The organism is Micrococcoides hystricis (assembly GCF_042434215.1).
Taxonomy (GTDB): domain Bacteria; phylum Actinomycetota; class Actinomycetes; order Actinomycetales; family Micrococcaceae; genus Micrococcoides; species Micrococcoides hystricis.
Genome location: NZ_JBHLUB010000029.1, coordinates 61,327 through 73,447 on the forward strand (window position 1 = coordinate 61,327; position 12,121 = coordinate 73,447).

General features: G+C 54.1%; 9 protein-coding genes and 1 CRISPR repeat array. Of the genes, 5 read left to right on the plus strand and 4 right to left on the minus strand.

Features of this window, described 5'->3' with window-relative positions; all coding sequences use genetic code 11:
• The first annotated feature begins 12 nt into the window (after positions 1 to 12).
• Positions 13 to 1,308 (plus strand): acyl-CoA dehydrogenase family protein, encoded by a 1,296-nt coding sequence (locus tag ACFFFR_RS07205; protein ID WP_377459134.1) that lies wholly within the window; start codon positions 13 to 15, stop codon positions 1,306 to 1,308.
• 85 nt (positions 1,309 to 1,393) lie between these two features.
• Here ACFFFR_RS07205 and ACFFFR_RS07210 read toward each other — a convergent pair whose 3' ends face one another.
• Both ACFFFR_RS07210 and ACFFFR_RS07215 read right to left on the minus strand, forming a co-directional pair.
• Entirely contained in the window at positions 1,394 to 1,756 is a 363-nt protein-coding gene (locus ACFFFR_RS07210) for a hypothetical protein (RefSeq protein WP_377459135.1), read from the minus strand.
• 94 nt (positions 1,757 to 1,850) lie between these two features.
• A complete protein-coding gene (locus tag ACFFFR_RS07215; protein WP_377459137.1) occupies positions 1,851 to 4,355 on the minus strand; it encodes an HAD-IC family P-type ATPase in 2,505 nt (834 codons plus the stop codon).
• 206 nt (positions 4,356 to 4,561) lie between these two features.
• On the opposite strand from ACFFFR_RS07215, the gene ACFFFR_RS07220 reads away from it, so the two are divergent.
• From ACFFFR_RS07220 to cas2, 4 genes are all read left to right on the plus strand, one after another.
• Positions 4,562 to 4,882: a hypothetical protein gene (locus ACFFFR_RS07220; protein WP_377459139.1), complete on the plus strand. Its 321-nt coding sequence runs from the start codon at positions 4,562 to 4,564 to the stop codon at positions 4,880 to 4,882.
• Between the two features lie 187 nt (positions 4,883 to 5,069).
• Positions 5,070 to 8,456 carry a type II CRISPR RNA-guided endonuclease Cas9 gene (gene cas9 / locus ACFFFR_RS07225; protein ID WP_377459140.1) on the plus strand — a complete coding sequence of 1,129 codons (3,387 nt, stop codon included), beginning with the start codon at positions 5,070 to 5,072 and terminating at the stop codon, positions 8,454 to 8,456.
• A complete protein-coding gene (gene cas1, locus ACFFFR_RS07230) occupies positions 8,428 to 9,318 on the plus strand; it encodes a type II CRISPR-associated endonuclease Cas1 (protein WP_377459142.1) in 891 nt (296 codons plus the stop codon). Before cas9 ends, cas1 begins: the two co-directional genes overlap by 29 nt.
• Complete coding sequence (gene cas2 / locus ACFFFR_RS07235; RefSeq protein WP_377459143.1) at positions 9,315 to 9,632, plus strand: CRISPR-associated endonuclease Cas2; 318 nt, start codon at positions 9,315 to 9,317, stop codon at positions 9,630 to 9,632. The genes cas1 and cas2 overlap by 4 nt, the downstream gene beginning before the upstream one ends.
• A 212-nt stretch (positions 9,633 to 9,844) precedes the next feature.
• A CRISPR array of direct repeats spans positions 9,845 to 10,904; the repeat unit is 36 nt; unit sequence AAAGCTTAGCAAGGAGTCTGAACGAGGATTCCCAAC.
• 73 nt (positions 10,905 to 10,977) lie between these two features.
• Here the strand turns inward: cas2 and ykgO are convergent.
• Complete coding sequence (gene ykgO / locus ACFFFR_RS07240; RefSeq protein ID WP_377459145.1) at positions 10,978 to 11,100, minus strand: type B 50S ribosomal protein L36; 123 nt, start codon at positions 11,098 to 11,100, stop codon at positions 10,978 to 10,980.
• On the minus strand, positions 11,097 to 12,038 hold the full coding sequence (locus ACFFFR_RS07245) for a CobW C-terminal domain-containing protein (protein WP_377459146.1): 942 nt from the start codon (positions 12,036 to 12,038) through the stop codon (positions 11,097 to 11,099). Before ACFFFR_RS07245 ends, ykgO begins: the two co-directional genes overlap by 4 nt.
• Positions 12,039 to 12,121 lie beyond the last annotated feature (83 nt).

The following is a 12,121-nucleotide window of genomic DNA, read 5'->3' on the forward strand; positions in this document are numbered from 1 at the left end:
GGATTGATGATCATGAGCGAAAAACTACCTCTACTGCGGGAACTGTTTAGCCGGATTGAGCTCGGTACCCAGCAGCGAGAAAACGACCACGAGCTCCCGGTAGAACAGGTCAAAGAGTTGTGCCGCCACGGTTTCACGGCCTTGCGTGTTCCCCGAGATTTTGGCGGTCTGGAACTGGACTGGTACCAAACGACCGAACTGCTGATTGAGCTGGCCGCAGCCGACAGCGCCATCCCACAAATCTTCCGAGGACACCTGGCAGTAGTTGAAGACGCGCGCTTCCACTACGAAAAGGATCGGCACCGGGCGGAGCAAGCTGGTGACGAACAGTCGCAAGGCGGACATGTCTCCACCGAGCGGTCATTCAAAGCCCACACCTACCAAGAACGGCTCCGGTGGTTCGCCCAAGGACAGCTAGTGGGCAACGCGTGGACGGAACCTGGAGTCGGAAACCTGACGGGTAGTCAGACACAGGTCAAACAGGTGGATAAGGATTCTGTCCGTGTGACGGGGCAGAAAATTTACACAACCGGCAGCATCTTTGCGGATCTGTTGGACGTCACAGCGATCAACGAAACCGGGCAGGAGGTGACGGTACTGGTCCCGAAGGCTCAAGACGGGGTCCGGGTGCATGATGACTGGGATGGCTTTGGTCAACAGCAAAGTGGTACCGGCGCTGCGGAGTTAGAGCAAGCGGTTGCCCCAACCTCGCAGGTACGTCCTGCCATTGAACGGTTTGGTTATCAGACAGCGTTGTACCAGCATGTGCTGAACATTGCACAAGCTGGTACGGCGCAGGCCGCCGCCGCTCACGCGGCACGGTTGTTGGCTGAACGGACACGGACCTATTCTCACGGGAATGCTCCGCGTGCCGGTGAAGACCCACAACTGTTGGCGGTCGTTGGGCAGTTGCATGCACGTGCGGCAGCGGCGAAGGCGGTTGTGCTGTCAACCTCCGCTGAGCTAGATGCTGCGGCACGCAGCGCCACCGGATCGGTGGCTGAACAGCAAGCTGCCTTTGCTGCGGTGGAGCGGGCAACCGCTGCCGCCCAGCTGGTGGTCAATGAGCTCTCCTTGGCGAACGGTACTGCGCTGTTTGATGCCCTTGGGGCATCTGCCGTCCGCAAGGTGACCGGGCTCGATCGGTATTGGCGTAATGCGCGCACGATTGCCTCGCATAATCCTCAGGTTTACAAGGCAAGGATCCTGGGTGATTTTGCGGTCAATCAGCGCACGGCTGACCCGTTGTGGAGCATCGGTGTTTCGGAGCGACTCCAGCAGGAAGGTGCAGCGGCTCTAGAGAACTAGAACCTTTACCTCAGCACAGCAGTGGGCCTGTACCGGAAAACCGGCACAGGCCCACTTTTGCTTGCTCTAGGTAGAGCGGGATGTTTTAGTTGCTACGGCGAGGGCTTGGGGCTCCGCCTTCGGAAGCCCAGTCCGAAGCAGCTTCGCTGCCGCCGAGCTCTGGATCAGAAACCACGTCAGGCTTGTGATTAGGGGTAGCGTTGTCCTTGTCATTGCCGTCACGACCAGTGAGGTCGGTGACGGTGTCGACAACCTTGTTCACAGCCTCTGGAGCGTGCTCGCGAACGTTGTCAGTGACATCGTGAATGGTGGACTGAACTTTAGGGTCCTCCCAGATGCGACGAGCTTCGTCTTTCATACGTTCGTAGCTGTCACGACCGGAACGGGAACCGAGGACAAAGCCAATTCCTACACCAAGTCCGAGGGTGAGTAGTCGACCGATTTTCATATTTTCCTCCTAGCCTGAGCTCATCACCATTAAAGTGCTAAGCGCGCTTGTCATCTTTAATTTATCTGGTTCGAGCCAAGAATCGAAGTCTTAGTTACCCAGCTTTCGCTGTTGGCGTTTCTTCTGCTTCTTCGATGTCGAGAACGATCGGGTCCAAGGGGGCCAACGGATACTTCTTCCGGTGCCACCGGTGAATACCTTCGATGGCGGCCATCCCCACAGTGGAGACGATGCCCACGGCCCACCACAATGGTGCATCGGGGAGCTGGAACTGGTGGAAGAACAGCGAAATGGGAACCGTCAGCACCAGGACCAGCAAGACGTACAGCGAGACGATCAGGATGATCTTCTTGGCATTCAGCGGCCGGGATGCCACATTCAGCAGCCACAGGCCCAGCAACACCACAGTCACCGCCGAAGCCGTCTGGACCTGCTCCAAGGAGTAGTCGCCGTGGGTAGGAGTCAACGAGTCCTTGAGCTTGTAGGCGTATGTGTTGACCAAAACAACGGCACTGGCCACGACGAAGGCTGACGGGATCGCAAACCGCAATGCTCGTCCCAAGAAGCCAGGTACGTAGCGCCGTGGGTTGGTGAGCATGGCCAGGAAGAATGCCGGTGCACCCAAAATCAGGAAATCGATCGTGGAGTACTGCCGGGGCAGGAACGGGAACGTCCAGAGCAAGGCGCCGAACGCCAACGCAAAGAATGTCGCGAAGGTTGTCTTGGTGAGGAAGAGATTCGACAGCCGTTCCGTGTTCGCAATGACTTGGCGGCCTTCAGAAAGCACGTGGGGCAACCGGGAGAACTTGTTATCCAGCAGCACCATACGCGAAACCGCCTTGGTGGCCGGAGCTGCATCCCCCATGGCAATGCCAACGTCTGCGGTCTTGAGCGCCATGGCGTCATTGACACCGTCACCGGTCATGGCAACAACGTGCTTACGCGACTGCAACGCCTCGACCATGGCCTTCTTTTGGTCGGGGGAGACCCGGCCGAAAACAGAGTAGGCCTCCATGACCTCGGCCAGCTCTTCCTTGTCGGTGGGCAGGTCGCGGCCGTCGAACCCGGTTTCGGCGTTCTGGAATCCGACCTCCCGCGCCACCGCAGCTACGGTGAGCGGGTTGTCCCCGGATATGACTTTTAGATCCACGCCTTGCTGCGTGAAGAACTTGAGTGTTTCCGCTGCGTCCGAGCGCACGTTTTCAGTGAACGTCAGGATGGCTTGCGTCTGCAAGTCCGCTGGGAGATACGCGTTGGTGGCCTGCTCTTCACTGATCTCTTCGGGATGGTAGGACAGCACCATGGTGCGCAGTCCCTGCTGTGCGAATTCTCTGGCTCGGGCGACTTCGTTGTTATCCCGGTCAGCAGATAAGAGCGCTTCGGGCGCACCTAGATACCAGCTGCCGCGTGCTGGCCCCCGGTCGTACACGACACCGGAGAAACGGCGTGCAGACGAGAACGGGATCTGTCGGCAGGGCTGGTCAGAAAGATCGTTGCTGAACGCGTCATGCAGGGCCATGGCGGTGGGATTGGCATGCGGATCTGCGCCAATGTAGCCCAAGACTGAGCGGGCCGGTAACGTGGCTTCGCCAACGGGATGGAATTCGCCAAAGCTGACCCCACCCTCGGTCAGGGTTCCGGTCTTGTCTAGGCACACCGTGTCGACTCGGGCCAGCAGTTCGACTGCCGGTTGCTCTTGGATGAGCACTTGCTTGCTGGCGAGCTTCAGGGCCGCCAGTGCGAACGCGATCGTCGTCATGAGGGCTAGGCCCTGCGGGATGCCCGCGGTGATGGCGGCGACGGAAGATACGGCCGCGTCTTTCCATTCACCACTTTGCCAGGCTTGGGCCCAGCCACCCCGAGCGATCATCTGACTGTTCAGCACAATCGCGATGATCGGCACCAAAGCGACGGTGATCCACTTGACCACCCGTTCCAGGCTGCCGCGGAGTTCGGAGTTGATCTTGGAGAACTTACGCGCTTCTTTGGTGATCTTGGCTGCATGCGAATCTGCACCAACAGCAGTCACCAGGTAGGTGCCGTTGCCGGAGAGGACGGCAGAACCTGAATAGGCAGAGTCGTGCGTGACCTTGGGGATCGGGTCGGCCTCACCCGTGAGCAGAGCCTCATCAATTTCGAGGCCATCAGAGCTGATGATGACCCCGTCAGCGGGAAGCTGATCTCCGCGGGACAGGACGATCACATCGTCCACCACAATGTCCGCGATCTTAATGCCGATGACTTCACCGTCGCGGATCACGTTGATCGCATCCTGATTCAATACCGCAATGCGATCCAACTTAACCTTGGCCGAGTACTCCTGAATCAGGCCGATGACCACGTTGGAGACGGCGGCAAAAACAAAGAGTGTGTCGAACCAGCGCCCCAGCATGATGACGATAGCCGCGCACACGCCCAACACGAGATTGAAGACCGTAAACAGGTGCGAGGACAGGATTGCCCACACCGAGCGGGAGGTTTCCATCCGCTGAGAGTTGACCTTGCCCGCCGCTACACGTTCGGCCACCTGGTCGGCGGTAAGCCCACTATAGGCGTGCGGGGGAAGCTCAGTACTGGCTGATGCGGTGGTCGACTGCAACAGGGGCCTCTATATCTACAATGATTGGCAAGGTACGCCTTTAATCTATGTCACCGCGCGCCACATGTGTTCGTGTTTGAGGGTGATCTTACGCCTGTGTTCCTCATCCTGTAGGGGTAATCAAAATAGTAAGCAAGGGTTCGAATGTGTAAGAATAGGGGTTATACGAACTATCGAATGTGATCGAATCAGAATGGGGTGCGGCTGTGCAGAATAGTAGTGAGCGTCAGGATTCGGTTAGCACCTCTGCCGGCGGCATCCTGACCGTCACGGCCGCGCAGGTTGATCATCGCAACCTAGGTGCCGTCGTTAACTTTCAGACCATGGCCGGGGACCGCGTGATTGGTTTCCTCGAATGCATCACCATCAAAGCAGCAGGTGGGCTCACTTTCACCGTGGCCGGCGCCGACTACAAGGTTGAAGCCGAGCAAGAGGTCGAAGTGTCCCTGCCCCGGCAGGTCATCTCGTTGATGAACATCTCCCGCTACGTCAACGACCTGAAGGACGCCGGCCGCCATAACTGGTAGCCCTCGAACACGCGCTGTAATAATCGAATTACATTCGAATAGATATTCGGATATTGTATTCTTTGCCTATTTTTCTCCTTAAACTGTCGCCGGCTTTTTCTATGATCTCAATCACGGAGTCAGAAACGGGATAAGGTAAATCCCATTGTCACTGGCACCATCCTTCTAGCGGATTGAGGAGCAGGAAATGCGATATCTAGTTGGGATTGACGTAGGCGACCGCAGCGTCGGAATCGCGGCGTTTGAGGTTGACGATGCTGGGATTCCATTACGGCGACTTTCATTCCAGTCAGTCAGGCACGATGGAGGTCTTCAGCCGGGTAGCGAGAAATCTCCCGTCAGCCGTCGGGCTACCAGTGGCATCGCGCGAAGAATGAGACGGCTCATCAAACGAAAAAGAGCACGTTTAAGAAAACTCGATGCCAAATTGCGAGAACTTGGTTACCCGGTTCCGACGGTTGAAGTTCCACAAACTTATGAAGCTTGGCATGCACGTTCGAGGCTTGTGACTGAGCAAATTCATGATGAGCGGGAGCTCCGGGAATTGGTCAGCATGGGGCTGCGCCACATTGCTCGTCACCGAGGCTGGAGGAATCCGTATTGGTCTTGGTCGCGGTTGAAACAAGCCCCTGTACCCTCTGCGAGCCTGCAAAAAATTCGGGTTGATGCAGCTGCAACCCTAGGTCGAGATTTTAGCAACGGAGAAATCACGCTCGGCCAGATCGGTTGGCTGGGTGCTAATAGAGATACGTTGATCCGTCCCCGTGAAAACGAGCGGTCGAAGAAGACTGGCCGTACGCCACTTTTCAATCATCGCCTCATGCAAGAGGATCATCTCCAAGAAATTCGCATGATTTGGAAGACCCAAGGTCTTCCGCACCGTCACCTAGAAGCATTGACCAAAGCTATCTTTCATCAGGAAAAACCAGGGGTGCCTGCAGAGAATGTAGGTCGCGATTCCTTGCCGGGTCGAGCTCACCTGCGACGGGCGCTTCGATCCTCAGAGGTTTTTGAAAGATTTCGACTCGTTGCGGTTCTGCGAAACCTACGCGTAAAAAATGCTCCGAACGAAGAGTATATTCCTCTTAATGAGGAACAGTTTCAAACTCTCCTAGATCTCCTAACACGATGGCATCTTGAAAGAGGGCAGAAAGGGGAGCGCCCGACATGGGGAGATCTTGCTGAGGTTCTGCATGTTGAACTTCCATGGATTCGAAAGGGCAATTTCGACGGCGATCCAACAACTGGGGTGCCAGTGCTGGATTCTGCCCTAAAACTGAACGGTGTTTTTGAGAAAAACAAGAAAAACGCATCTGAGGCATACGAATGGTGGTTGGAGGCGTCTTCTGAAGACAGAAATGACCTGATTCGTTTTCTTGACGAAGTTGCAGAAGACGATGAAGACCCAGTTAGCGAAGAGATTTCTGAACTGGTCGCGACTTGGCCAGAAGAACTGATTGGTGCCTTGGAAGGTGCCAATCTGACTGCGGGGAGAGCAAGTTATTCGGAGCAGTCCCTGCAAGAGCTTACTGACCTGATGCTCAACGAAAGGCTAAACCTGCATGAGGCTAGAAAGAAAGCATTTGGAGTAGATGACTCTTGGAAACCAAAGCCCCCCAGTATTCAGGAGAGAACTAAACAGCCTGCTGTAGACCGGGTATTGGCGATCGTACGACAGACGATCATGGGCTTAGTCAGCAAGTATGGAATTCCTGATGACGTAGTTGTCGAACATGCTCGGTCGGGTCTGATGGGACCACAAGCGAGAGCGGAATACCAACGGGAGATCGCAGCCAACCGAAACCGGCGACAAAAAATCGCAAATAACCTCAAGACAGAGAAACAGGTTGATAATCCGACAGGGGTCGATATCCGTCGGGAAATCGTTTTCCAGCGTCAACGTGGGGAGTGTTTGTACTGCGGAAGTGGCCTTGAAGGAGGATTCGAGCTTGACCACATAGTTTCCCGTGCGGATGGAGGCGCAAACACACGTGAAAATCTGGTTGCGGCATGCCGGAAATGCAATGCGGCAAAACATCGTAGGCCATTTGCCGTTTTCGCCAAAACTAGTTCACTTCCTGGCGTCAGCGTCGCGGAAGCGGTCGCTAGGGTCCGTAGCTGGCAGCAACCGCAGCTGGATTCTCAGAGAGATCTCAGAAGACTACAGCAGCGGGTTATCCAGCGTCTGAGACAGACCGAGGATGATGAGCCTATCGACGACAGAAGTCTTGCTTCAACGCAGTATTCGGCTCTGGAAGTTAGGAGCCGGTTACAAGGATTCTTAGATTCTGAAGCAAATAAGCGCGGTCAATCATCCCCTCAGGTTCAGGTATATTCGGGCCGGATTGTTTCGGCTGCTAGAAAAGCTTCCGGAATCGATGGACAACTCCGTCTCAGGGGCGCGGAAATAAAATCTCGCTCAGATTATCGTCATCATGCGATCGACGCTGCAGTGATCGCGATGATGAATCCAAGTATTGCCAGAACCTTGGCAAAACGAGAGTCCCTCAGAGAGGCCCATCGATTCACGAATAATTATCCAGACTGGCAAGGGTTCACAGGCTCAACGGCAGGCATGAGGAACCAGTTTGAGAGTTGGAAATTGCGGATGCAAGCACTTGCCGAATTACTTCAAGAATCGGTCCGCGAGGACCGCATCGTTGTGAAGAATGTTCTCCGGCTCAGACCAGAACGCGGATCCGTGCACGCCGATACGATCGCTGCCTTGGAATTAAAGACAGCAGGAGAAGAGTGGACGTCCAAACATGTAGCGCGTATCGCCTCGCCTGATGTGTACCTACGATTCAAGAGTGCTCTGGGCAAAACCAAAACTTTCATTCCAGCAAACGCTAGCGAACTGGATGATTGCGGTTTGAAACCAGAATCAGAAATTCAACTGTTCCGAAGGCCCGGGCCTCAAATCATCGTTCGCGGTGGATCGGCGACCATCGGCGACAATATCCATCACGCGCGGATATTTTCTTGGAAGGATCGAAACGGCGCAATGCTGTTTGGTGTGCAGCGGATCTTTACAGCTGAACTACCGTTGATATTTGGGCCTAATTACAAACAAAGAGACTTGTTCTCGGGCGAAATTCCAGAATGGTCGTTCGGACATAGGGACATGCAGGCCACTGTTGTCAAAACTCTCGAAAATGGGTTGGCAAAACAAATCGGGTGGTTTGTTGTCGGTGATGAGCTCGAAGTTGATCCTGCAGATTTTGAAGATGGTAAAGATCAATTCTCCCGATTCCTAAGGGAAATGCCGGAAACGAGGTGGGAAGTCCGAGGACTGCCTGAGTCAAGATTGGTTTTAGTGAGGCCACACTATTTGTCGACGGAACAGATCCCTAGTTCCTTGAGTAAGGACGTTCAACAGGTTTGGGAGAAAGGGTGCAGAGTTTCGGCTTCGAGTCTCCTGTCTGCTCCGGGAACCACATTCATTAGAAGAGCTTCCTTAGGAATGCCGATTTGGGCGAGTAATGGGAGGCAACAGATCTTTTCCTTTAATGTGACTCAACGAGCAGAGCACTTGTTAGAAAGCGATGAAGCAAATGAAGTGGCAAGTAGTTGATCTCACTAATTTTGACGGAAGTGTGTCTGCCAAGACCGGCTGGCTTCACGTCGGTGAGGACAAACTTCCTTTAGCTAACGTGGGGTCCATACTGATTGGTCCGGATTGTTCTTGGGGCCACGGTGTTGCGCATCATGCGGCTGAACACGATTGTTCTGTCGTACTCTGCGATTGGCGTGGAGTGCCGATTGCCACGGTCCTTCCGTTTTCGGAAAACTCGAGGGTTGGAGCGAGACATCGTGCTCAAGCGCAACTGAGTATTCCGAGGCAAAAGAATGCATGGGCAAGGATTGTCAAAGCCAAGGTGTTGGGCCAATCCAGAGTTCTCGATCATATTGGCTCGATGGCGAGTGCTCGTCTGGAAACACTGTCCCGACTGGTTAGGTCTGGGGATCCGACCAATGTTGAAGCTCAGGCAGCGCAGATATATTGGAAATCTCTTTTCGGCGATAGTAGCTATCGCCGAATTCCTGGAGCTCGAGACTTTCATAATGCAGTGTTGAACTACGGCTACACCATCTTAAGGGGTCGGGTAATACAGAGTATTGTTGCGGCAGGACTTTCACCTTCGTTAGGTGTCTTCCACCGCCATAGAGCAAACGTATTCGCACTTGCTGACGATCTCATAGAACCTTTCAGGCCGGCGGTTGATGCGCTTGCTGTTCGAATTGTAAACGAAGGTGCGGAGTCGCTTGATAGCGAAACTAAACGCGCGTTAGTGGGTGTCTTGGAAACTTGTTGGTCTAGAAAAGGAGAATCACTAGCGACAGCGGTCTTGAATCTAACGCAACGCTACGCTTCCTACGTCGAGGGAGAGAAGGACAAGTTGCGGGTCGGCGCGTATTTGGAGGCAGGAAAGTGAGTGATCCAATGTGGATGTTGACCATGTTTGACCTGCCTGTTAAGACAGCTGTCCAACGAAGAGACGCTACAGAATACAGAAAATCGCTCGTTAACTTGGGATTCGCGATGGTTCAATTAAGCGTCTATTCCAAATATCTGCCGACAGCTGCTCAGTCGACACGGCTATTGCGGCTAATCACCTACAATATTCCCGCTGGCGGTGCGGTGAGGGTCTATCGACTATCCGATACTCAGTGGCACGGTTCTACGGTATTTTTTGGAGACATCGAGATCGAGCCAGAAAAGGAGCCTCCTCAACTATTCCTGTTTTGAGAAAAACGGAAGGCCCCCGTTTTGGCGGGGGCCTTTAATAAGTTTGGTCTTAGAGACCTTTATTAGGAAGCCTCGTTCAAACTTCCTGCTAAGCTGCGTTAATCATAACAGAAAAACAGCGTGGTAGAAGCTCTGGCACGCAGGTGGAAGCCAATTTTTCTTATGTGTATTTCCGCTGTGGCCCTCTGAATTCAACGATTTTCAAGGGTATTAAAGCTTAGCAAGGAGTCTGAACGAGGATTCCCAACTGATCCCCACACGGTTCATGATGCGCCAAAAGCTTAGCAAGGAGTCTGAACGAGGATTCCCAACTATACGATGGGACGCCACCTGACACTGGAAAGCTTAGCAAGGAGTCTGAACGAGGATTCCCAACTGATGATGTCAGCAAGCTCGCTGGCTAGAAAGCTTAGCAAGGAGTCTGAACGAGGATTCCCAACGTTGTCGTTCGCGGCCATTTCTGCACGGAAAGCTTAGCAAGGAGTCTGAACGAGGATTCCCAACGCGAAATTGATTGCTGCATCGAAGAACGAAAGCTTAGCAAGGAGTCTGAACGAGGATTCCCAACTTCATGACCCTAACCAGATCGTCGCGGAAAAGCTTAGCAAGGAGTCTGAACGAGGATTCCCAACCGAGTTCGTACAACCCACCGGTGCGCACAAAGCTTAGCAAGGAGTCTGAACGAGGATTCCCAACTTCCCGTTCTTCAACCGCCCGTTAGCGTAAAGCTTAGCAAGGAGTCTGAACGAGGATTCCCAACGTCGTCGTCTTCGTCTCCGATGACGGGAAAAGCTTAGCAAGGAGTCTGAACGAGGATTCCCAACGAAGTACACGACTGTGCTTGCTGAGAGGAAAGCTTAGCAAGGAGTCTGAACGAGGATTCCCAACTCATCGCGCGCGCATCGGTAAGCAATAGAAAGCTTAGCAAGGAGTCTGAACGAGGATTCCCAACTCATCGCGCGCGCATCGGTAAGCAATAGAAAGCTTAGCAAGGAGTCTGAACGAGGATTCCCAACTTCTGCTGAATAAACAGGAGAATAGCCAAAAGCTTAGCAAGGAGTCTGAACGAGGATTCCCAACTTGACCCGTGGCAGGTCGTCGTACTCGGAAAGCTTAGCAAGGAGTCTGAACGAGGATTCCCAACTGCTGCGCCGGAGTTTGTTCCGGGGGCAAAAGCTTAGCAAGGAGTCTGAACGAGGATTCCCAACTGGTGAGCGCGCGTTAGCGTCGAAGCTCAAAGCTTAGCAAGGAGTCTGAACGATGGTCCTTGACACCTCCAGTTCGCAGCTCTTCACGAAGTCTGACGGGGCGGGATGGAACGTAGAGGACCAGAGATGGAGGGGTCTTACCCCTGCCGCGCTTTGAATCGCGGGTTCTTCTTGTTGATGACAAAGACCCGTCCGCGACGCCGAACTACCTGAGCGCCAGGGATCTGCTTGAGTGTTTTGAGTGAATTTCTTACTTTCATAGTGTTCCTTCTTCCGTGATGTGACTAATGGGTGCGTGAGTGCTTGGGAGAAACCGTTCTAACAGTCCGGTATCCAGGTTTTCTCCGGTGAAACTAACCTCCGTGTAGGCAAGTTCCTCAACTGGGTGCCACGGGCCCCGGTTCTCGACCCACACTTGTGGGCCACAGCCTTGGACGTGCAACCGGTCTGTTAGGTGCGAATCCAGCCACAGCTGACCCCGGATGCGGACACTGCCGGCAGCGAGCTCCGGCAAGTACCGGTAGAACTGCTCAGAGGGTAAAGGCAGCTCATGGTGCAGAACCACCGTTTGGAAGCGTCCAGTGTGGACGTTCTCGCCGAGCGCGGCACTGACCCTGTGTAGGGCATCTCCCAAGTTGTGGGAGCCTAACCGTGAGGCGTTACCGCAGATCCTCCGCTGTTGAGAAGGGCACGTTATACGCCGAGCGTGCGGGGACAGGGTGCTGATGAGGTCGATGCCGCGCTCGCGAGCCGTTCCACTGGGTGACCAAATTTCAGAGCTTGCCAAGAACACGGTGTCGACGAAATCAAGTTCCGTGTTCAGGAATTGGTGTTGCTCATCAGTGGTGTCCCACAGCTGATCCTCAATCCAATTTGGGTCAACGGCTATCCCGCAAGTCATGACCGTGCTGTTGGATAACTCGGCATCTACGCGGGCGGCAAGGCTGGAACTGGAAGTCAGCGTAGGCAATGCAATCACGCCATTGCTGCTTTGAGGCTCTCGAGCGTTGAGTTCTACGAGCACGTTCCAGACTGAGCTCTCGGTGCGCTGCATGACGCCGGTACGAGTATCTAGGATCTCAAAGTGATCATTACCAATGGCCCGGACCACCACGTCGGCCCGGGTCAGCTCGGCAGCTGCTCTCAACCCTTGATGAGAAGCGAGCTGGTCGCTTGCCGATAGCAATATGAGTTTCATTCTCAACAAGTTACATGAGAATAGTTCTCATAATGAATAGTGCCGGCACTATAAGTTGCCACTTAAGCAGCTTTGGACCCCGC